Consider the following 22545-nt stretch of genomic DNA (forward strand, 5'->3'; position numbering starts at 1 on the left):
ACGGAGTTGGTGCGGAGGACCAGGGTATGGACGGCCCGAGTGGCCAGGACCAGAGAGCGAGCGCCGCCGGTCGGCCGACGGCACGTCCTCCTCTGCGCCGGGCCGCGCACTGGGCCCGCGACTATGCCCGGCTGCCCGGAATTCCGGATGAGTTCATCGGCGCCGACGGCGAGCCGCGCCCGGTCTGGAATCGCTTTGCCGATACGTTCGCCGCGCTCGCGCCGACCGACATCGACCGCCGCTTTGCCTCGGCCGATCGTCATCTGCGCGAGGCCGGCGTCACTTACCGCTCGCCGGGCGACAATGCCGAGCGCTCCTGGCCGCTGAGCCACCTGCCGCTGCTGATCGACGAGACCGAGTGGACGCAGCTGTCTCAGGGGATCGTTCAGCGCGCTGAGCTGCTCGAACGCGTGCTGCAGGACATCTACGGCGCGGGCCGGCTGGTGGCGAGCGGCGCGCTGCCGGCCGCGGCCGTCGCCGGCTCCAGCGAATATCTGCGCCCGGTCTGCGGCGTCAAACCACCCGGCGGCCGCTTTCTCAGCATCTATGCCGCCGACATCGGCCGCGGTCCCGATGGCCGCTGGTGGGTGCTCAGCGATCGCACCCAGGCGCCGTCGGGCATGGGCTATGCGCTGGAGAACCGGCTGGTGCAGTCGCGCGCCTTCTCCTCGATCTACAAGTCGATGAATGTCGAGCGGCTCGCGCCGTTCTTCGAGGCGTTCCGCGATGCGCTGCGCGCCAGCGCCGATCGCGACGAGCCGCGCATCGGCGTGCTGACGCCGGGCACGTTCAGCGAGACCTATTTCGAGCACGCCACGTTGGCGCGCTATCTCGGCTTCCTGCTGGTCGAAGGCGACGACCTCGCCGTCAGCGGCGACCGCGTGCACATCCGCACCGTCGCCGGGTTGAAGCGCGTCGACGTGCTGCTGCGGCGGCTGGATTCCAACTCGCTCGATCCGCTCGAGCTCGATGCCGCCTCGCGGCTCGGCGTCGCCGGGCTGATGGACGTGGTGCGCAAGGGCGGCGTCGTGCTCGCCAACATGCCGGGCTCCGGCGTGCTCGAGGCGCGCGCGCTGCTCGGCTTCCTGCCGAGCCTGTGCCGGCGCGTGCTCGGCGAGGATCTCAAGATTCCGCACATCGCGACCTGGTGGTGCGGCCAGAAATCGGCGCGCGACGAGGTGCTGTCGCGGCTCGACGAGTTCGCCATCGAAGGCGCCTATGGCCGCGCCGTGCCGGGATTCGCTGCAAGCGGCCCGGTGCTGGCCAGCGAGCTCTCGGCCCCCGAGCGCGAGCGGCTGCGGGCTGCGATCAGCCAGCGCGGCATCGACTATGTCGGCCAGGAGGTGGTGCGGCTGTCGACCACGCCGGTGTGGGAGGATGGCAGGATCGCGCCGCGTCCGTTCGTGCTGCGCGTGTTCGCCGCCGCCACGCCGGACGGCTGGACCGTGATGCCCGGCGGCTTCTGCCGCATCGCCGACAAGCTCGATGCGCGCGCGGTGTCGATGGGCGACGGCGCGCGGGCGGCCGACGTCTGGGTCGTCTCCGACAAGGCGGTGGCCGCGCGGACGCTGTTGCCGGGCTCCGACAACGTCCGGATCCGCCGCATCGCCGGCGTGCTGCCGAGCCGCGCCGCCGACAATCTGTTCTGGCTCGGCCGCTATCTCGAGCGCGCCGAGGCGACGCTGCGATTGATCCGCGCGCTCGCCGCCCAGCACCGCGATCCCGGCAAGGGGTCGCCGGCGCAGCTCAACACGGCCGAGCGCATCCAACGGCTGCTGCTGGCCTGGGGCGCGATCGCGCAGACCTCGCGCACGCAGGGGGCGCGCGTCGCCGACGAGGCGCTGCAGGCGGAAGATCAATTCGGCTCGGCGCTGTCGCTGCTGAAATCGGCGCAGCGCACCGCGATCTCGCTGCGCGAGCGGTTGTCGCCCGATGCGTGGCAGGTCATCACCGAGATGTCGAACCGGCTCGCCCAGGACATCGATGATGACGATGCTGTCGTCAGCACGGCCGAGCTGCTGCTCGAGAAGCTCGCGAGCTTCGCCGGCCTCGCCCAGGAGAACATGAACCGCGCCGCCGGCTGGCGCTTCCTCGACATGGGGCGGCGCGTCGAGCGCGCCATCAACACCGCGCGCTTCGCGCGCCAGTTCGGCTATGACGAGGCAACGCCCGAGGATCTCGACGTCCTGCTCACATTGGTCGACTGCCAGATCACCTATCGCTCGCGCTATCTGATCGGCCCGTCGCTGGCGCCGATCCGTGATCTCGTCGTGCTCGACCTCTACAATCCGCGATCGGTCGCCTTCCAGATCGAGGTTCTGAACGAGCACATCGCGGGGCTGCCGGTGCTGAAGGAGAACGGCCTGATCGAACGGCCGCAGCGGCTCGCCATCTCGCTCGGCGCGCGGCTGACGGCTGCGGAGGCCGCCCATCTCGATGGTCGCACCTTGTTTGCGCTGGAGCAGGACCTGCTCAATCTGGCAGAAGCGATCGGACAGCATTATTTCCCGCACGGCCCGAATGCGACTCGGCCGGAAAAGCTCACGGGCCTCGCGTGATCTACGACATCCGGCATGTCACGACCTATGAGTATGAAAGCGCGGTCAGCTTCGCGCGCTGCTCGCTCCGGCTGGAGCCGCTCAGCGGCGACGGCCAGGAGCTGATCTCGCACAGCGTCGACATCCGGCCCCGCCCATCGGAGCGAACGGCGCGGCGCGACTTCTTCGGCACGCTGACCGAGAGCGTCGTGATCGACACCCAGCACCGCCATTTGCGCATCGACTCGCGCTCGCGGGTCAAGCTGATGCGCACACCGCCCGAGCGCGACGCGACCAGCGCGAGCTGGGAAAGCGTTCGCGACGATGCCTTCGAGGCGACCAGCCTCGGCCCGGCCTCGCCGATCGGCTACGTGTTCGCCAGTGCGCTGGTCCCGGTGCTGCAGCCGGTGACCGACTATGCAGCCGCGAGCTTCAAGGCGGAGACCGGCATCGTGGCCGGCGCCGCCGACCTGATGCGGCGCATCCGCAACGAGTTCAAATACGACCCGAAGGCGACGGTGATCTCGACGCCGCTGCGCGAGGTGTTCGACAATCGCCACGGCGTCTGCCAGGATTTTGCCCATGTCATGATCGCGGGCCTGCGGGGCCTCGGTCTGCCGGCGGCCTATGTCAGCGGCTATCTGAGGACGATTCCCCCGGAGGGCGAGAAGCAGCTGCAGGGCGCCGATGCCACCCACGCCTGGGTGTCGCTGTGGTGCGGCGAGGCGCTCGGCTGGATCGGCTTCGATCCGACCAACGATCTCGTCGTCGGCAACGATCACATCATGCTCGGCATGGGCCGTGACTTCTCCGACGTCTCGCCGATCGACGGCATCATCGTCGGCTCGCCGAAGCAGAAGCTCGGCGTCGCCGTCGACGTCGTGCTGGTCGAGTAGGGCAGTTCCCTCGCCGGGAACATCCGGAACATTTTTCTCGCATCGCGCTTGATCCGCCCGAGGGGCCCGAATGGGGGCTGGCTGACCCTTTCGAGCGATGGAGTGATCGAGATGAAACGCGTTGCAATCCTCATTGGCCTGGTCGGCGCCTGCGTCGCCGGCTCTGCCTCGGCCCAGCCGAGCGCCAACCTCACCGGCACCTACCGCTGCATCCAGATGTGCCGCGACGGCATGATCGGCGCGCCGGCCTTCGTGACGCAGAACGGCGATTCGGTGAACCTGACCACCGAGACCGGCGAGTCGCTGCAGGCCTGGCCGGACTGGAATGCGCCCAACAGCCGGCTCTGGATCGATGCGCGTGACGAGAGCGCGGTGTATTCGCCCGACGGCATGCGCATCCAATTCGATGACGGCCGCGTCTGGCAGCGCGACCTGCCGCCGCCGCTGATCGTCCGCCGCGCGCCGGTGGTCTACGGGCGGTAGTCGTTTCACGGTGACGCTCGGCCCGTCGTCCTCGTCAGCACGCATGCGATGGACGATTCGTGCCGGCGAGGGGCGAGCGGCCTGCCTCACAATCCCGGCGAAAGCCGGGACCGATCACCACCGACGTCCGTCATTGAGCGCGCTGGCCAACCAAGACTGTGCCTCGCGCCGCGGCCTGTGAGTATGGACCCAGGGTCGGCGCCGCACCAACGCTGTCGCGTTGGCACAGCTTGTCCGGGATGGCAGCGAGTTTTTTGCACGTCTGTTCCCGATGGCTGATCGTGGATATGCGGGTGCAGTCTCGCGACACGATGTGTCGGAGTCATGCTGATGAGCTCGACCTTCTTGATGGCAAGAGGGCGCAGGGAATGCCGGGTGATCACCCATGGTCCGCCTGCGAACAAAGAGCAGTAAGGCCGCGATGCATTAGGTCGGAAACAAGCCCGAGTTCATCTGAGTTGAAACGCTACTCTTCCGATGACGGTCTTGAGCGGCACGACGGTTGGTGCGGCAAGCTGGCGATTGTCGCCCATCACCAGGACGTTTCCTGCTGGTACACGGTATGTACGGCCATTCGATAGGCTCGGGTTGGACCGGATAGGGTAGTCGACGCCGTTTGGTAATGTTTCTCGCCGAACGTTCGGGTTCATTTGTTCGCCGTCTTCAACCTGGGCCGGCTTGCCGTTGATCCGGAGCGTCCCGTTCGACAGTTCGATCTGGTCGTTTTCTTTTCCCATCACCCGACTTATCGCGTCCTGGTCAGTTTCGACATTGCGGTAGACGATGACGTCGCCCAGCCCCGGCGTTTTTCCGAGAAGCCGACCTTCGAAGTCGACGAGGCCGAGCGGAAAGGAGTATCGGCCGTAGCCATAGGCGAATTTCGAAATGACGAATACCTGCCCGTCCCGAAATCCCGGAAGCATCGAATGACCTGCGACGACTTCCGCTTGAAAAGCCAAGCTTCGAAACGCCAGGAAGAGCACGATGCTGAGAGCAACGGCCAGCAGCCGGTCGATGACCGGCGATCTCTCGGCCGGGTCATCCAGGATCCCTGCCAGAGGGTCGGTGTTCTGTTCGGGTTTGGGAACGAGCAGGACATAGATGCAAGCGATGATCAGCCACGCGCCGAGTGCGACAAGTCCGATCCAGCCTGGTAAGGCAAACAGGGAGATGGCGACGACAGCAAGCACAACGAGAGCGATGCCTATGATCGCAAGAACGATTGCCGGCAGCACAACGTTCTTCGCCACCTGTGCCTCCATCGCCGACGAAATGTCGTCAGTTGCCAAGCAAATGTAGCGATGTCCTGATTGTTCGGGCAAGCGTGAAGTTCGGCCTACGCGTAGATGTCGCGGATGAAGGTTTGGTCCTTCGCAGGTCGTATGAGCTTAGGACGAGTCAGCATTTCCGCATCTGCAGGCAGTGCTCACGTCCCTCGACATCAGTCCGGAACGACTCGATGAAGCCGCCCTGGCGCTGCGTCACATATACCGTCTTGCCGTCGCTGCCGCCGAAGGCGAGGTTGGTCGGCTCCTTGGCTTTCAGCGCAATATCCCGGACCATGCGGCCGTCTGGCGCGAGCACGGCGATCGTGCCCTTCAGAATGCGCGCGACGAGCAGGCGGCCGCTCGCGTCGGTGCGCAGGCCGTCGATGGTGTTCGGCTCGAATTTCGCGATCAGCCTGGGCTGGGCCAGCGCATCGTTTTGCATCGCATATGACCAGATCTCACCGCTGTTGGATTCGCCGACATAGAGCGTGCGGCCGTCGGGGCTGAGATCGATGCCGTTGGTGGTGCCCATGGCGCGTGGTGACGTCATCGCGACGCCTTGCATCGTTCCATCGGGCCCCTTCGCGATCCGCCAGATGCGGCCGCTGCGCGCCTTCCAGCTCGGGTCGCTCGCATAGATCGTGCCGTCGCGCGCCAGGGTGATGTCGTTGGGCTGGCTCATCTCGTCGGCATGGAAGACGAGGCGGGGTTCGGTGGTGCCGGGCGCGATGGCGAAGATGTTGTGCTTCTTGTAGTCGGCGATGAACATCGTGCCGGTGGCGTCGATGCGGATCGCGTTGCCGATGCTGCCCTCGGGCAGCTCGGTGAATTTCTCCGACGCGGTCGCTTGGGGGGCAAGCCGGCCGATGGTGCCGGGCTTGCCGAGATTCACGACGTAGAGATTGCCGTCGCGGTCGACGGCCGGGCCCTCGATGCCGAAGGTGTATTCGCCTGACGGCGTAAGCTGGCTGCTCTCGAACAGCTTGGGGGCGGCGAGGGCGGGCGCAACGGTGAGCATTGCGATCAACACCCAACGCGAGATGCGTAGGGTGGGCAAAGGCGCAAGACGACGCATCCAGCGTCCAAACGCGGTCTCCTGCGCGGCCTGCCCACCATCACGACCGCCGACGTTCGCGGCCGGTTCGCACGCGCCACCGGTGGCGGTCGCTTTGTCCACCCTACGATCTGTGGCCTCATGGTTCGAGACGCGCCGCGCGCGGCGCTCCTCACCATGAGAATCATCAGAGGCGCCGCGCACGACGCCTTCATCCTGAGGAGCCCGCCGGAGGCGGGCGTCTCGCAGGATGGGCCGCGGCGGAAACGGGCGCAGCTTGCTGTCAGAGCGGCACCAGAAACTGCTGTTGGATGTAATAGCCATTGTCGTCCGTGCAGGCGCCGTTGAGATGGGTGTCGGCCGGCCGGAAGAAACGGCTGAAGCCGGGCTTATTGACGGCGAACCGCTCCGTCACCACGACGACCTTGCCGTACGGAATGTCGCCGCATTCGCGGCCGTCGGCGGCTACGAACTTGCGGTGCGGCGGGCCGCCCGGTTTGACGCGCATCCGGATCCCCGGAACCATGCGCGCGACGAGGTCGTCGGCGACATCAAGCAGCCTGGCGTAGCCCGGTTCCGTCTTGACGAGATTTGTGCCCGGCGGCATCTGCCGCTCGCTACCGAGGCCGCGCAGGCGCTGCCGCAGCCGGCCGGCGGCGGGATCGCCGGGATAGATCCAGCCATCCTGCGCCAGCAGGAAGCGCAGCAGCGCTTTGTCCTTCTCGGCTTCGGATTGGCCGGCCTCGAGACCGAAATCCGAATGGCAGCCGCTGCAGTGTTTCTCGACCAGATCCTTGCGAACCGTCGTCAGCCGCGCGCGGCTCGCGGCATTGTCCATTACCAGGGCTGCCAGCCGATCGATCAGGTGATCGCTCCTGGTCTCGCACGGCAGCGGATCGGGCGCCGCCGCGCTGGAGCGGTCGATGCGGATCACGGTCTGGTTCTTGTCCTCGACCAGCCAGAGCGCGCCATCGCTGGCGATCGTCAGGCCGACGGGCGCGCCCTGCGGCCGGATGCCGTTGACGCGGTGCCAGCCGGAGATGATCTCGTCGAAGGCGGCAGCGGGCGCGGGGCCCGACGCCGTCTGGAAGGCGCGGGTCGGCTCGGCCGCGCAGCTGACGTGATAGCGCACCGGCGCCGGGCTCACTTTCGGCAAGCCGTTCTCGTCGACGTCATAGGCGAGCAGCCGGCTGCCGGTCGGCCGGTAGCCGTGCAGGCCGACGAGCAGCTTGCCCTTGAGGTCCTGAAAGCGGTCGCCGGTGTAATAGAGCATGCCGAGCGGCGCGCCATGCGGCGGCAGCAGCGACCAGGGTTGCTTGTAGAGCGCGCTGTCGTTGCAGAGGTTCTTCAAGGGGCCCGACTGCAACACGCGCTTGAACTCGGGGCTCTGGGTGGCGAGATCGTAGCAATAGGGCCAGCCATAGTGACGGCCTTGCTCGATCGCGTTGATCTCCTCGTTCGGTGCGAAGACGTCCTGGAGATCGCGCGCATTCTCGCCCTGCAGGAAGGCCATGCCCGGATCGGGAAAGCGCGGATGCAGCGCCAGCGCCATCGAGTTGCGCAGGCCGCGCGCGAACACCTGATGCGGCGGATCGGGCGCGCCGGATTTCACTGCCGGAAAGACGCCGCCAGCGGGGGGCGTGAACAGCCAGATCGCGGCCAGCGGAGAGGCGCCTTCGCCCGCGGCGCAAGGCCGCGTGATCGGCGCCGGCGAGAGGCAATTGTCGTTGTGCGAGCCGATGTTCACGAACAGCCGGCCCGTGCGATCGAAGGCAAAGGCCTTCAGCGGATGGGCGCTCTCGCTCACCCCGGTGCCGTCCGGCGAGGTGAGCTTGCGTCCGGGCAGGTCGCGGATGATGGTCTCGACCGTCGCTCTTGGATTGGGGGCGAGCGGATCGACGCGGAAGATCGAGGTGTCGGTGGAGGCGTAGATCTTTCCATCAGGACCGGCCGCGAGACCGAATGGATAGGACAGCCGCGTGAGTGCCTCGCGGATGCGCTGGCCGGCGGGCGCTGCGGGATCGAGGATCAGCAGCCGGCCGTCGTCATGGCCCCAGCCGCCCATGTCGGCGACCACGAACAGCGGCCTGCCGGGAATCTGCACGATGTTGCGCGGGAATCTCAGGCCGTCCTCGCGGCTGGCGACCAGCCCGGCGCAGAAGCCGGCCTTCATGTCGATCTGCAGGCGCGGAAAGGCGAGGGCCCCTTCGCCGCAGTTGGCGGAGCTCAGCGCGTAGCCGCTTCGGAGCGTAGCATCGTCGGCGCGGCCCAGGCTTGCGCCGAGCAGGAAGATTGCGCCGAGCACGACAATTGCGCCGAGCAGGACGGTCGCGACGTTTGCAGGGATGCGCCACGACCGTCGCATGCCATCAATCCGCTCAATGCAGCAGATTGTACTGGACGATATAGGCCGCGGCACCGGCGAAATAGCCGAGCAGCGCGATGCCGCTGATGCGGCGCACGTACCAGAAGAAGTGGATGTTCTCGAGCCCCATCGCAGCGACGCCCGCCGCCGAGCCGATGATCAGGATCGAGCCGCCGGTGCCGGCGCAATAGGCGACGAACTCCCACAGGAAGCTGTCCGGTGGAAACTGGCTCAGGCTGTACATGCCCATCGAGGCGGCCACCAGCGGCACGTTGTCGATCACGGCGCTGGCAAGCCCGAGCACGATCACGATGAGGTCGAGCCGGCCGACGGTGCGGTCGAGCCATTGGGCGAGCGCCTGCAGGATGTGGGTGTGCTCGAGCGCCGCAACGGCCAGCAGAATGCCGATGAAGAACACGATCGAGGGCATGTCGATGCGGGTCAGCGCGTGGACGAGCGTCAGGCGCTGCTTCTGCTCGGAGGCCTTCTCGCGATGGATGATCTCGCCGACCATCCACAACAGGCCGAGGCCGAACAGGATGCCCATGAACGGCGGCAGATGTGTCACCGCCTTGAAGACCGGCACCGCGACCAGGATGCCGAGGCCCATGAAGAACATCAGATTGCGCTCGAACGGCAGGATCGGGCTGATCGAGGCAAGGCCTGCGCTTGCCGGCGGCACGAGCTGCTTGCCGCGCAGGGTGAAGCCGACGACGGCGAGCGGCACAACGAGATTCAGCAGCGACGGGATGAAGACGGATTTCATGATCGCAAGCGGCGTGATCTGGCCGCCGATCCACAGCATGGTCGTCGTGACGTCACCGATCGCCGACCAGGCGCCGCCGGCATTGGCGGCGATCACGATGATCGCGGCGAACACCAGCCGGTCCTCGTCGCGGCCGGACAGCTTCTTCATCAGCGAGACCATCACGATCGCGGTGGTGAGATTGTCGAGCATGGCGCTGAGGAAGAAGGTGACGAAGCCCACCAGCCAGACCAGGGTGACCTGGTTGCGGGTGCCGATCAGCGAGGTCACGACCTCGAAGCCGTTATGGGCATCGATGACCTCGACAATGGTCATGGCGCCGATCAGGAAGAAGATGATCTGCGCGGTCGAGGCCACGGACTCGTTGAGCTCGGCCGCTACGGCCGGAGCCGTGGCGCCCATGACGGCATAGATGGTCCACATCAGCCCGGCCCCGACCAGGGCGGTCGCTGCCTTGTTGATCCGGAACGGATGTTCGAGCGCCACCACGGCATAGGCGAGCGTGAAGACGGCGACGATGGCGGCGGTCATTTGCGGGACATTCCGGGCTGGATCGGCGGGGCAGGAAGGAACTGCCCAAGATATGACCGATCGCCCGCCCTCCAGCAAGCCGTGAGCGTTGTTCAGGGCGGGAAGGGGTGGATCATAGCATCGCGGCGGCGATGGTGTCCGCGTGGCTGCGGATGGCGCGGATTTCCGCGGCGCTGCGGCGCTCCAGATTGACGTACTGGTTGCGCATCCGGCCGTTGTTGGCGAAGCGGCGGCGGTGCTTGGCGAGGAAGCTCCAATACAGCGTCGTGAACGGGCAGGCCCTGTCACCGGTCGCCTGCTTGGGGTCGTAGCGGCAGTTGCGGCAATGGTCGCTCATGCGGTCGATGTAGTGGCCCGACGCCGCATAGGGCTTGGTGCCGACCACGCCGCCGTCGCCATGCTGGCTCATGCCGAGCGTGTTGGGCAGCGACACCCAGTCGATGGCGTCATGGAACATCGACATGTGCCATTGATGCACCTCATAGGGGCGCACGCCGAGCAGCATCGCGAACAGGCCCAGCACCATCAGCCGCTCGATGTGATGGGCGTAGGCGTGATCGATGGTGTGGCCGATCGCCTGCGCCAGGCAGCGCATCTCGGTCTCCCCGGTCCAATAGAAGCGCGGCATCGGCAGATTGGCGTCGAGCGCGTTCTCGTCGGCGTAGTCCGGCATGCGCTGCCAGTAGATGCCGCGCACGAATTCGCGCCAGCCGATGATCTGGCGCACGAATCCCTCCAGCGCGTTCAGTGGCGCGTTGCGGTTGGCGAGCGCGGCCTGGACCACCTCGCGCGGATCGAGCATGTGCAGGTTCAGCGCGCCCGACAGCCGCGAATGATACAGGAAGGGCTCGTCGGTCAGCATCGCGTCCTGATAGGTGCCGAACAGCGACAGCCGCCAGGCGACGAAATCCGACAGCTCGGTCAGTGCGTCGACGCGCGACACCGGAAGGTCGAAGCGGTCGAGCTTGCCGGGGCTGTTGGAGAAGCGTGCCGACACCAGCTTGAGCACATCTCGCGTGATGGCGTCGGGCGCGTAGGACCGCGCGGCCGGAATCGGCGGACGCGATTTGCCGAATCCCTTGCGGTTCTCGGCATCGAAATTCCAGCTGCCGCCGACCGGCCGCCCGCTCTCGTCGAGCAGAAGACCGGTCTTGCGCCGCATCGCGCGATAGAACGTCTCCATGATCGGGCGGGGATGGCGCTCGGTGAAGGCGTCGAATTCGTCCGCCGTGCATAGAAAGTGACGGTCGGCGCGGAATTCGAGTTGCTGCGGCAGCTTGCGCAAGCCCTCGCGCACGCGCCAGTCGCCGGGCTCGAGCACGATGGTGGCCTGCGGCTGCAGCGCGGCCTGATGGCGCGCGACCTCGCTGTCGAGCGCGCCGGTGTTGGCGGGATCGTCGAGCCGCACGTAGTGGACGACGCGGCCGCGGCTCTCGAGATCGGCACGGAAGTGGCGCATGGCCGCGAAGAAGAAGGCGATGCGCATCTTGTGCTGCGGGACATAGGTCGCCTCGTCGGTGACCTCCATCTGCAGCACGGCGTCCTGCTCCGGATCGAAGCCGTCGAATGCAGCCGAATCGGCGTCGAGCTGGTCGCCCAGCACGACGACGAGATGTCTGACCTGACGTGTGCGAGCCATGCGATCGATCACGCCGCCGCAGCCGTGACGGTGTTGTGGGCGTGGCCGGCGCAGTCCTTGCGCACTGCGGCCAGGCTGCGATGCAGCCAAGTCTTGATCGTGCCGACCGGCACGCCAAAGCGCTCCGACAGCCGCGTCCGGCTTTCGCCCTCGAGATAGGCAAGCGCCAGCAGTTGCCGGCGCTCCTCCGGTAGCCGCTCGAGCGCCTCGCGGGCGATCGGCTCCGCCTGTGCGTAGTCGAACTCGTCGTCGGCGGCGCGGTCGGCGGGATCAGGGATTGCCAGCGCTTCGTCGAGCTCCGATGTCGGAATGCCGGTCGTACGCAGCGCGTCGATGGCGGTGTTGCGCATGATCGTGCACATCCAGGTGATGGGCGACGCGCGGGCCGGATCGAAGCTCGCCGCGTGACGCCAGATCTTGAGATAGCCGTCCTGCAGGATGTCATCGAGATCGGCCGTCGACGGCAGCAGGACGCGGACCGTCTTCCGCATCTTCACGACCGTTGCAGCATGGAGTTCGGCGAAGGCTTGCTCATCATTGCGTCCGGCGCGGGCCAGCAGGCTGCTGAGATGCGTGACGTAAGACTTCTGATCCGCGCGTGCTGATCGCATCATTCTCCTCCGTGCGCTCTGTGAGCGGAAACGGGTCAGAGTCGGATGCGGATCACCGCCAGCGTGCGGTCGTCCTCGCGGCGAGGCAAGTGGCAAATCATCCAGCGGATGGGTGTCTCGGGATGGCTGCACCCGACCGCAATGACGTGCCGAGATGCTTAGAGCCGAACGAACGGGCTGATCAGGCGGCCGAGCAGGCCGTGCATGCGCAGATCGCCGGTCATGGCCACGAGGCACAGGCAGGGGCCCTCGTCGCCGACCACGGGACGATGATCGACCTCGTCATCGCCGTAGTCGAAATCGCCGGGACCGTAATAGCCGCCGAGATGACTGAAGCTTCCCTTCAACACGCAGGTCAGCTCATTGCCGGAATGCGTATGCTCCAGCATCCGCGCGCCGGGCTCCGAGCGCAGCAGGAAGGCGCGCGACTTGCCGGCGCCGGAGAGCATGATCGGGCGCATGCTGATGCCCGGCGCGACGCGCCGGCGCTTGCCGATCTTGCAGCGCTTGACCATCTCGGGCAGGTCGGCGAGCTCCGGGTCGATCTCGGCCACCTCGCTGACAACAGGGGCGTCCTGCGGGCGCCGGTCGATGCGCGCCATGATGGCGTCGAAAGCGTCCGCGCCCATCGCGACCGGCTCGGCCTGATCGAGCGAGGCGCCGGCCAGCTGCTCGACGGCGCGCACGAAGCGACGGCAGCGGCCGCAGCCGGCGACGTGGACGCCGACGACGAGACGCTCGGCCTCATCGAGCGTCCCCGTGGCGAAGTCGGCCAGCAGGTCTTCCGGCGGGTGATGGCTGATCGTCATGTCGCGTCGTCCAACAGGTCTCTCAGGCGATTCATCGCCAGTCTGATTCGTGATTTTACCGTACCGAGCGGCAGGCCGAGCACTGCCGCGATTTCCGAATGCGGTCGCTCCTCGATGAACGACAAGCGGATCACGGTGGATTGCTCCACCGACAATCTTTCGATCGCCGCGGCCACCCGTGTGGCATCCTCGACACGCGACATGATCTGGTCGGCGGCGAGCGTCGGATCGGCCTCCTCGTCGAGGACGACCTCCTTGCTCAGACGCCCCTCACGGATCGACTTGCGGGCGGCATCGATGCGCTGGTTGCGCGCGATGGTGAAGATCCAGGCTGCAACACCCGCCGTCGAGGGATCGAACTGGGCCGCCTTGGTCCAGACCGCCACCATCGTGGATTGGGCGATTTCCTCGGCATCGTCGGCATTGCTGCCGGTCTTGATCAGGAAGCCTTTGATGCGCGGCGCGAAATGCGCGAAGAGGGCCTTGAACGCCTCGCGGTCGCCGCGCGCGGCGACGCGTCCGATCAAATCCGCCCAGTCCACAGTCGCCTTAGGCCCTCTGCTCGCATTCACCCGAGAACGGGCTCCGGATGCCCGCGCAAGTCTCTGCCGGGACGATGCCACGTTCCATGGCGCTAATCTAGCCGCTCTCAATCGCGTGGTCATGGTTCCCGGCAAATATCGTCCATGCCGAAAAACGCCGGTCATGGCGGGCTGGATCACAGGCGGGGGCTCATTTTTCGCGACCTCAATCCTTCAGGTCGGAATTGACCATCGCCAGGAACTCCTGCCGGCTCATCGGATCGGTGCGGAAGCAGCCGAGCATGCGGCTGGTGGTGAGGTCGACCCCGTGCTTCTTGACCCCGCGGGAGCTGATGCAGTGATGCGCGGCCTTGATGACGACGGCCACGCCCTGCGGCTGCAGCACCTCGTCGATGATGTTGGCGATCTCCGCCGTCATGCGCTCCTGGATCTGCAGCCGGCTGGCATAGGCCTCGACGACGCGGGCGAGCTTGGAGATGCCGACGACGCGGCTGTGCGGGACGTAGCCCACCCAGGCTCGGCCGATGATCGGCGCCATGTGGTGCTCGCAATGGCTCTGGAACGGGATGTTCCGCAGCAGCACCATCTCGTCGTAGCCTGCAGTCTCCTCGAACGTCTTGCGCAGATAATCTTCCGGGTTCTGGTCGTAGCCGGCGAAGTAGCTCTTGTAGGCGCGGGCGACGCGGGCCGGCGTCTCGGAGAGACCTTCGCGCGACGGGTCCTCGCCGATCCAGGTCAGGATGGTGCGGATGGCGTCCTCGACGTCATCCTGGGTGACGGGGACCGGGTCGCAGGCGAAGGGGAGTTTCTTGGCTGTGTTGCGCACGGGGGCTCTCCGAAAATCAGGAAACGGTTCCCGTTCCCGACTGGATCACCCCGCGGCGTCGATCGCGGGCGGCGCTACGGCCTTGGCCGCCGCGGTCGCCCGCCGATCAACCGGCCTTGCGCAGACCCTCTTGCCCGGAGGGACCCGAGCGCAGGTTCTGGAAGAACTTCTCGACCTCGTGGGCGAGCGTCTGTGCGGTCGAGTTGAGGTCGCCGGAGGCCGACAGAACGGAGGAGGCGGCGGTCGAGGTCTCGCCGATCGCGTCGCGCAGCGAGCCGATGTTCATGACCAGCGTCTGGTTGCCATGGGCGGTGGATTGCGCGTTGGCCGAGATCTCCCGGGTCGCCTGATCCTGCTGCTGGATGGCGTTGGAGATGTTGGAGGTGATCTCGTTGATGCCGCGCACCGCCTGGCCGATCTCGCGAACGGCATCGACCGCGGTCTTGGTCGAGGCCTGGATCAGGCCGACGTTCTGGCTGATCTCCTCGGTCGCCTTGGCGGTCTGTCCGGCCAGCGCCTTCACCTCGTGGGCGACCACCGCAAAGCCGCGGCCGGCCTCGCCTGCGCGCGCGGCTTCGATGGTCGCGTTCAGGGCGAGAAGGTTGGTCTGCTCGGCGATGGTCTGGATCAGCGTCAGCACGCCGTCGATGCGCTGGGTGGCGGCGGCGAGGCCTTCGATCTCGGTGATCGACTTCTCGGTGCGCTGGCCGGTCTGCTCGACGGCGCCGGCCGACTGCCGGATCTGCCGGCCGATCTCCTCGACCGAGGCTGAGAGCTCCTCGGCCGCGCTGGCGACGGCGGAGACGTTGGTCGACGCTTGCGAGGTGGCGCCGGCCGCGGTGTCCGCCCGCTCGTTGGCGTTGGCGGTCAGCCGCGTGATGGCCTCGGCGGTGCTGCGCATCGCCGCGGCGTTCTCGGTGACGGTCCGCATGACGCCGCCGATGGCCGTCCGAAACTCCTCGACGGCGCTTTCGATGTGGCGGGCACGGGCTTCGCGGATTTCGGAGTCCTGCGAGACCTGGACATTGAGGTCGCGGTTATGGGCCATTGCCTGCTGGAACACGCCGATGGCGCGGGCCAACTCGCCGACCTCGTCGCCGCGCCCGGCATAGGGCACCTCGACGTTCTCGGCGCCGGTGGCGACGCGGCGGATCGTATCGGTGATCTGCGACAGCGGCCGAGCGATCAAACGGGCGATGATCACCACGCCGGCTGCGACCAGAATCAACATCAAGCCGCCGAGTCCGGTCAGCATGAGCGAGAGCTTGTTGTTCAGCGCCGTTTCCTCGGCGATCTTTGTTCCGCGCTCGACATAGACCTTGGACAGCGCTTCGAGGTCCGTGTTGAGCGCCTTGCGCACCGAGCGATTGGCGTCGTTGTCGCCCCACTCGCGTCCCGCAGCCGGGCTGATTTCATTGGCACGGCGCACCAGTTCGGCGCGGAATTCGACGAACTGCTCGATCCGCTTCTTGAAGGTTGCGAATTGCTGGGCGTCGTCGGCCTGGACGATCGCCTTCCATTTGTCGACGACCTTCAGAATCTCGGCATTGAACTTGAGCAGGCCGTTGCCGTATTGCTTCACGACGGCCGGGTCCGTCGACATATAGACGCCGCGCGACTCCATGACGACGGCGTAGACGAGTCCGTTGACCAGCTGAACGTTGTGAGCGGCGAGATTGGCCGTCTCGATGGCTTTGATGAGCTCCGTGGCCCGCCGCGAATTGTAGTCGGACAGCCAGGTGATCGCAGCGGTCAGCAGGGCAAACAACGCGAAGATGGCGTAGAGCTTGACAGCGATGGACTGGCGCGTGGCCGTCTTCGTCGACGTCGGACGTGGGGTCATGAGAGCGAATACCGCAGGGTTTGGCAACAACGCCGGAACGCTTGATGATTAGTAGTTATGCAAAAGCTTCATGGAAAAAGCGTTAAGTGGACGCTGTCAGTATGATGCAACCCCCGCGTACTTCGTCTGATATTTCAATCGATTAGTAGGTGCTTCGCAGCGCGGTTGGGCCCTGCCGCATCCGTTCGACTACGGAGGGCGGATGCCGTCTTCCAGTGTTCCGTTACCTTGCAAACGCATTGCAACTGGTGCGTGGCGAGAACCTCCAGGCTCTCGATCGCCCGTGGAGCCGAGTGGAACTTTGCAACGCCGCCGGCATTTGCGCCGACCGGCCTCGACGCAAGGCGTGGCTGCGGCTCAACTTTTCCGGAAGGGGTGGCGAAGCTGCGTCTGTCGCCGTAAGGTAACGGGATAACAGTTTGTTGCGAGGACAATCGATGAGATTCGCACGCATCGAAACCAAGCGCCGCATCCTTTGTGTGTTTCCGCGCTATACCTCCTCGTTCGGAACCTTCGAGCACGCCTATCCGCTCACGGACGGTATCCAGGCCTTCATGCCGCCGCAGGGGCTGTTGCTGATCGCCGCCTATCTGCCCAGCTCCTGGGAGGTGCGCTTCATCGACGAGAACATCCGCCCCGCGCAGCCTGAGGACTTTGACTGGGCGGAAGCGGTGTTCGTCAGCGGCATGCACATCCAGCGCCAGCAGATGAACGACATCTGCCGGCGGGCGCATGAGTTCGATCTGCCGGTCGCGCTCGGCGGTCCGTCGGTGAGTGCCTGTCCGGACTACTATCCCGACTTCGACTACCTGCATGTCGGCGAGCTCGGCGATGCGACCGATGCGCTCATCGCGCGCCTGGCCGAGGACGTCTCGCGGCCTGCGAGCCAGATCGTGCTGCGCACCGGAGAGCGCGTTGCGATGACCGACTTCCCGGTGCCGGCCTACGAGCTGGCCGAGGTCAGCAAGTACTTCCTGGGCAGCATCCAATATTCCAGCGGCTGTCCCTATCAGTGCGAGTTCTGCGACATCCCCGGCCTTTACGGCCGCAACCCGCGCATCAAGACGCCGCAGCAGATCATCGCCGAACTCGACAAGCTCCGGGAATGCGGCGTCACCGGCTCGGTCTATTTCGTCGACGACAACTTCATCGGCAACCGCAAGGCCACGATGGAGCTGCTGCCGCATCTGATCGAATGGCAGAAGCGCACCGGCTATGTGATGCGGCTCGCCTGCGAGGCGACGCTCAACATCGCCAAGCGTCCGGAGATCCTGGAGAAGATGCGCGAGGCCTATTTCATCACCATCTTCTGCGGCATCGAGACGCCCGATCCGGACGCGCTGACGGCGATGCAGAAGGACCACAACATGATGGTGCCGATCCTGGAGGGGATCAGGACCATCAACAGCTACGGCATGGAGGTCGTCTCCGGCATCATCATGGGACTGGACACGGATACGCCGCAGACGGCGGATGCGCTGCTGCAATTCGTCGAGGAAAGCCGGATTCCGCTGCTCACCATCAATCTGCTGCAGGCGCTCCCGAAGACGCCGCTGTGGGATCGCCTCGAGCGCGAGGCGAGGCTCGTTCATGACGACGGCCGCGATTCGAACGTCAAATTCCTGATGCCGTATGACGAGGTGGTTGCGGCGTGGCGGCGTTGCATGGACGTGGCCTATGAGCCGGAGCGGCTCTATGCGCGCTACCAGCATCAATGCGACCATACCTATGCCAACCGCATCAAGGTCCCGGTCAGCGACGAGATGAAGAGCTGGCCGAACATCAAGCGCGGGCTCGTGATGCTGGGGAAGATCATCTGGAAGGTCGGCGTGCTCGGCGACTACAGGCGGCCATTCTGGCGCTTCGCCTGGGGCCAGCTGAGCCGGGGCAATGTCGAGAACTTCATCGCGGTGGCCATGATCGCGCACCATCTGATCATGTTCGCGCGCGCCGCCTCGCGTGGCCATCAGAACGCGTCGAACTACTCGATCCGGCTGCGCGAGGCGGCCGTTCCGGCGGGGTGACGATCACCCCGCCGGCCGGAGGAAGCCCGGTTGGCGCGGCTGCCTGCGGCAGTGCCAGGCAGCGTGTGACGTTTGACCCCGATTGAGTGAGCAAGTCAGGCATCCGCCTGGGACTTGCGACGACGGCGCGCGCACGAGGTCTTTTCAAGCGCGGCAGAATCGTGGCGTGATCGGCGGCAGATGCTGGCTCGCCGTGTTGTGTGGCCGCGCATGGTTGCGGCCGGGGTGTGAACCCTGCTAGACCCGGCTCCGACAAATTTCTGCGTGTTTTCAAGGATTAGCTTCGGCTGCGGGCCACAATGCGGTCATCTCTGCTTCGCCGAGCGGCCTTATTTCTGCCCTATGCGCTCAGGCCTCCCGAATTGGGCCACGCCGTAACCCACTGGACCCCGTATGCTGGAAGTCAGGCACGACAACGAAGTCCATGTCGAGAAGGTCGAGCACCGGCCGGCCGACAGCATCGCCTTTGGGATCGAGCGCGTCGGCCTGCTCGCAGTCAAGGTGCCGATCCTTTCCTGCATCGTCCTCCTGGTCCTGATCGTGGCCGCGGTCTTCGGCATCAAGCGCATCCAGATCGACGATTCGCTCAGCCAGCTGTTCCGCTCCGACAGCAAGGAATTCCATCAGTACGAGGAGGTCACGAAGAAGTTCCCGGCCGAGGAGTTCGACGTCCTCGTCGTGGTCGAAGGCAAGACCCTGCTCGCCCGGCCCAACCTCGAGAAGCTCCGCGACTTCGTGACCGACCTGCAACTGGTCGAGGGGACGCGCGGACTGGTTTCGCTGTTCTCGGCCCGCCAGGCGCCGGCGCCCGGCAAGCTTCCGGCCGCGCTCTTCCCGTCGGATCTGCCCGAGGGCGAGGCCTATGACAAGTTCATCGAGACGGTGAAATCCAACGAGATCATCCGCGGCAAGCTGTTGTCGGAAGACGGGACGCTCGCCTTGATCGTGTTGTCGCTGGAGCCGAAGGTGGTCGCCTCGAACGACCTCGGCAAGGTGGTCGGCGAGATCAGAAAGCTGATGGCCGATGACCTCGCCAGTACCGGGCTCAATGTGCAGCTGTCCGGCGTGCCGGTCATGCAGCTCGAGATCCGCAACGCGGTCGAGCGCGACGGGCTGACCTACAACGTGCTCGGCATTCTCGCCGGTTGCATCATTGCCATCATCTTCTTCCGCAAGGTCTCCTTCATGATCGCGGCGGCGTTTCCGCCGCTGATCGCGATCCTGCTCGCGCTCGGCGCGCTCGGCTGGGCCAATTTCAACCTCAACATGTTCCTGAACGTGATGACGCCGCTCATCATGGTCATCAGCTTCTCCGACTCGATGCAGCTCACCTTCGCGGCGCGCGACCGCCTGATCGCGGGGCAGGACAAGGTGACGGCATTCAAGAACGCCGTGCTGGTCGTCGGCCCCGCCTGCGTGCTGACCCACGCCACCGCCGGCATTTCCTTCATCGCCCTGCAGTTCTCCGACAGCGACCTGATCCGGAAGTTCGGCGAGGCGGGGCTCGCCGCCACCATCATCGCGCTGCTGGCGGTGCTGTCGCTGGTGCCGGTGTTCGGCGTGCTGCTGGTGCGCAACGAAAAGACGTTCGCGGTCAAATTCCAGGGTGCCGATGCCGGCGTCCAGGCGCTGCGCAATTTCTGCTACTGGATCGCGGTGCGCATGGTCGGCCGCCCCGGCCTGTTCAGCCTGATCGCGGTGGTGTTCGTCGGCGGTCTGGCGGTGGTCTATGCGAGCCTGGAGCCGCGCTACCGTCTTGCCGACCAGGTGCCGGACAAGCAGCAGGCCGTAGCGGCGAGCAATCGTCTCGACGCCAAGCTGACCGGCGCCAACCCGGTCAACGTGCTGATCCAGTTCCCCAAGGGCGCCTCCCTGTATGCGCCGGAGACGTTGCAGACGATCGCCGACGTTCACGCCACGGTCGAGAAGACGGCGGGCGTCGGCAACGTGTGGTCGGTGGAAACGCTCCGGCGCTGGCTGGCAGAGAAGGCCGGCTCGTCGGATACCGCGACCCTGCAGGAATACGTCAACCTGATCCCCGAGCATCTGGTGCGCCGCTTCATCGACAAGGAGCAGGACGCCGTGGTCGTTGCCGGCCGCGTGCCGGACCTCGATTCCAGCCAGCTGCTGCCGGTGGTCGACAAGCTCGATCACGAACTCGACGCGGTGCGCAAGAAGCACCCCGGCTATGAGGTCGCGGTCACCGGCCTTGCCGCGATCGCCGCGCGCAACTCCGCCAGCATGATCCAGAAGCTGAACCACGGGCTCACCATCGAGTTCGCGCTGGTCGCGATGTTCATCGGTCTTGCCTTCCGGTCCTGGGTGGTGATGCTCGCCTGTATCCTGCCGGGGATCTTCCCGGTCGTGATGTCAGGAACGCTGCTATGGGCGATGGGGGAGGGGCTGCAATTCGCCAGCGTCGTCGCGCTGACGGTCTCCTTCGGCCTCGGCCTGTCGGCGACCATTCACTTCCTCAACCGTCTGCGGATGGAGAGCGCGCCGGGCGTGAGCGCGGCCGTCGCGGTGGAGCGCGCCACTGTGCTGGTCGGTCCGGCGCTGATCCTCACCACGGTGGTGCTGGCCTGCGGCCTCGTCGTCACCGTGTTCTCGGACCTGCCGTCGCTGCGGCTGTTCGGCTGGCTGAGCGCGTTCTCGATGGTGGCTGCGCTGTTCGCGGATCTTTTCATCCTCCGCCCGACGGCGATGTTCCTGATCAACCTGTCGCAAAAGCTGAAGCGCAAGCCGGTGTGAGAGGGCAGGCTGTGGGCTCCACACACAACTGTCATCGCCCGGCTTGACCGGGCGATCCAGTACGCCGCAGCCAATCGGCCCTATCACAACCGCCTCTGGAATACTGGATCGCCCGGTCAAGCCGGGCGATGACAGCGGAGATGGGATCGGCGACTGATTGCTACGCAGGCACGCAAAACAAAACGGCCCTGACATCGTCAGGGCCGCTGGCGTCTTTACAGGCTGATCGCGTCGCTCAGGTCTTCGACATCGTGATGTTGACGCCGCGGATCTCGCCCTTCGAGGAGATCTGCACGACCTGCTTGTTGCCGCTGGTCTTCAGGGTGATGCTGGCGGCGAAACCGGCGGCCTGAACGAACACGTCGATCTGGCCGTTGCCGGCGGTGCCCTGCAGTTCGCCGTTCACGTTGCGGCTCGATTCGCTCCAATTTCCGGAGATGCGGTCACCCTGGCTGGTGACGTCGCTGGACAGCAGGAACTTGTAGCTGTCGCTGGCGCATTGCAGACTCTGCTTCAGATTGGCGCCGGCTACCTTGTAGCTGGCTTTGCAGCGGATGCGCTCGGTGGTGCCGTCGGACAGCGCGACCGTGCCATTGCCCGACCACGATCCGTCGAAGCCGGCGAACGGGCCTGACTGCGCATGGACGGCCGTCGCCGAGATGACCAGCGCTGCGCCGAGACCGGCGGCCCTGACGAGGCGCCCGGAGAAAGGTGAGCCGAACAGTTTCATATCGAGTTTCCCATCCAAAATGACACCGTTGTGCCGGCGTGTGACGCCGCTTCGAACACTTTGGTGTTCTCGCCGAAGGTTAGGTTCAAATGACGGCCGGTCGGGCGGTGCGACCGGATGCCATGATGTCAACACGCCTGCCCGCAGGTGCGATGGGTCGGGCCAAAGGCCTTTCGTCGCAAAACCGCTGCAACCGCAGCCCCCGGCGGCCGCCGCATCTAACGGTGGCCGCGGCATGCTTGCAACAGCCAAATGCGAAAAACGCGGCCTCAGAATAATGCCCTAGTATCAACGCCTTGTTTGTGCCAAAGCTGTGATGGCCGAGCTTGAACTGCTCGGACCATAGGGCGCGAATTTGGCCGCATTTGGCAGCGTACCTCCGGCGCTGGGGGGCTTGCGGTCCTTGCCAAACCAAACAGGTTTTTCCCGGGCAGCGACGGCGATCCGGGAGGTGACCTCTGCTGTCAAAATGAAGGAACACGATGCGTAAGATTTTCCTGGCACTTTCCCTGCTGTCGCTGACCGTTTCCACCGGGGCCTTCGCGCAAGGCGCGCGTGGGACTGCCGAGGAGCAGGCGGCGTGCACGCGTGACGTTCAGAAGTTCTGCCGTGCTGTGATCGATCAGGGTGACTTCACCATCCTGGCGTGCCTGAAGGAGAACCGCTCCAAGATCAGCGCGGATTGCGACAAGGTGCTGAAGACCCACAACCAGTAAGCGGTTGCCGTTCGGAGCCGTTGCTTCCGATCTGTTTTGGTTAACGGCCGCCGGCTTGCCCCGTCAGGGGAAGCGGCGGCCGGGCCGTATGGGCTGTCCGATATCGATTGCATTGGTTTTGGCTGGATCTTCGCCTATATGGAGGCCAGCAATC

The 22545-nt window shown here is 65.7% G+C and carries 17 protein-coding genes; 6 read left to right on the top strand and 11 right to left on the bottom strand.

Annotation, left to right across the window (positions count from 1 at the left end):
* Nucleotides 1-26: 26 nt before the first annotated feature.
* The 3 genes from QX108_RS21330 (at nt 27) to QX108_RS21340 (ending at nt 3916) form a co-directional block, all read left to right on the top strand.
* Nucleotides 27-2558 (top strand): circularly permuted type 2 ATP-grasp protein, encoded by a 2532-nt coding sequence (locus tag QX108_RS21330; protein ID WP_315782526.1) that lies wholly within the window; start codon nt 27-29, stop codon nt 2556-2558.
* Nucleotides 2555-3433 carry a transglutaminase family protein gene (locus QX108_RS21335; protein WP_315782524.1) on the top strand — a complete coding sequence of 293 codons (879 nt, stop codon included), beginning with the start codon at nt 2555-2557 and terminating at the stop codon, nt 3431-3433. Before QX108_RS21330 ends, QX108_RS21335 begins: the two co-directional genes overlap by 4 nt.
* Before the next feature lie 102 nt (nt 3434-3535).
* Nucleotides 3536-3916 (top strand): hypothetical protein, encoded by a 381-nt coding sequence (locus QX108_RS21340; protein ID WP_315782522.1) that lies wholly within the window; start codon nt 3536-3538, stop codon nt 3914-3916.
* Nucleotides 3917-4365: 449 nt separating this feature from the next.
* Here the strand turns inward: QX108_RS21340 and lepB are convergent, their stop codons facing one another.
* From lepB to QX108_RS21390, 10 genes are all read right to left on the bottom strand, one after another.
* On the bottom strand, nt 4366-5166 hold the full coding sequence (lepB, locus tag QX108_RS21345) for a signal peptidase I (protein WP_172112056.1): 801 nt from the start codon (nt 5164-5166) through the stop codon (nt 4366-4368).
* A gap of 148 nt (nt 5167-5314) precedes the next feature.
* Nucleotides 5315-6202, bottom strand: coding sequence for an SMP-30/gluconolactonase/LRE family protein (locus tag QX108_RS21350; RefSeq protein WP_315782519.1), 888 nt, complete (start codon nt 6200-6202; stop codon nt 5315-5317).
* Nucleotides 6203-6521: 319 nt separating this feature from the next.
* Nucleotides 6522-8603 (bottom strand): PQQ-dependent sugar dehydrogenase, encoded by a 2082-nt coding sequence (locus tag QX108_RS21355; RefSeq protein WP_315782517.1) that lies wholly within the window; start codon nt 8601-8603, stop codon nt 6522-6524.
* 13 nt (nt 8604-8616) lie between these two features.
* Nucleotides 8617-9900: a sodium:proton antiporter NhaD gene (gene nhaD, locus QX108_RS21360; RefSeq protein ID WP_315782515.1), complete on the bottom strand. Its 1284-nt coding sequence runs from the start codon at nt 9898-9900 to the stop codon at nt 8617-8619.
* Between the two features lie 112 nt (nt 9901-10012).
* Complete coding sequence (locus QX108_RS21365) at nt 10013-11539, bottom strand: cryptochrome/photolyase family protein (protein ID WP_315719218.1); 1527 nt, start codon at nt 11537-11539, stop codon at nt 10013-10015.
* 8 nt (nt 11540-11547) lie between these two features.
* Nucleotides 11548-12150, bottom strand: a complete 603-nt coding sequence (locus tag QX108_RS21370) for a sigma-70 family RNA polymerase sigma factor (protein WP_315719219.1) — start codon at nt 12148-12150, stop codon at nt 11548-11550.
* Between the two features lie 158 nt (nt 12151-12308).
* On the bottom strand, nt 12309-12959 hold the full coding sequence (locus QX108_RS21375) for a ChrR family anti-sigma-E factor (RefSeq protein ID WP_315782512.1): 651 nt from the start codon (nt 12957-12959) through the stop codon (nt 12309-12311).
* Nucleotides 12956-13501 (bottom strand): sigma-70 family RNA polymerase sigma factor, encoded by a 546-nt coding sequence (locus tag QX108_RS21380; RefSeq protein WP_315726065.1) that lies wholly within the window; start codon nt 13499-13501, stop codon nt 12956-12958. Before QX108_RS21380 ends, QX108_RS21375 begins: the two co-directional genes overlap by 4 nt.
* A gap of 205 nt (nt 13502-13706) precedes the next feature.
* Nucleotides 13707-14327, bottom strand: coding sequence for a GTP cyclohydrolase I FolE (folE, locus tag QX108_RS21385; RefSeq protein WP_315719221.1), 621 nt, complete (start codon nt 14325-14327; stop codon nt 13707-13709).
* Between the two features lie 106 nt (nt 14328-14433).
* The gene (locus QX108_RS21390) at nt 14434-16170 is read right to left on the bottom strand and encodes a methyl-accepting chemotaxis protein (RefSeq protein ID WP_315719222.1); all 1737 of its coding nucleotides are present in this window, start codon (nt 16168-16170) and stop codon (nt 14434-14436) included.
* 437 nt (nt 16171-16607) lie between these two features.
* On the opposite strand from QX108_RS21390, the gene QX108_RS21395 reads away from it, so the two are divergent.
* Together QX108_RS21395 and QX108_RS21400 are read left to right on the top strand one after the other, a co-directional pair.
* Complete coding sequence (locus tag QX108_RS21395) at nt 16608-18194, top strand: B12-binding domain-containing radical SAM protein (protein ID WP_315719223.1); 1587 nt, start codon at nt 16608-16610, stop codon at nt 18192-18194.
* A 393-nt stretch (nt 18195-18587) separates the two neighbouring features.
* A complete protein-coding gene (locus tag QX108_RS21400; protein WP_315782509.1) occupies nt 18588-20945 on the top strand; it encodes an efflux RND transporter permease subunit in 2358 nt (785 codons plus the stop codon).
* Nucleotides 20946-21180: 235 nt separating this feature from the next.
* Here QX108_RS21400 and QX108_RS21405 read toward each other — a convergent pair whose 3' ends face one another.
* Nucleotides 21181-21675: a hypothetical protein gene (locus QX108_RS21405; RefSeq protein WP_172112066.1), complete on the bottom strand. Its 495-nt coding sequence runs from the start codon at nt 21673-21675 to the stop codon at nt 21181-21183.
* Nucleotides 21676-22157: 482 nt separating this feature from the next.
* On the opposite strand from QX108_RS21405, the gene QX108_RS21410 reads away from it, so the two are divergent.
* Nucleotides 22158-22391 (top strand): hypothetical protein, encoded by a 234-nt coding sequence (locus QX108_RS21410; RefSeq protein WP_172112067.1) that lies wholly within the window; start codon nt 22158-22160, stop codon nt 22389-22391.
* Nucleotides 22392-22545: the final 154 nt, after the last annotated feature.

Source organism: Bradyrhizobium sp. SZCCHNR1002, assembly GCF_032381435.1.
GTDB classification, from domain to species: domain Bacteria; phylum Pseudomonadota; class Alphaproteobacteria; order Rhizobiales; family Xanthobacteraceae; genus Bradyrhizobium; species Bradyrhizobium aeschynomenes.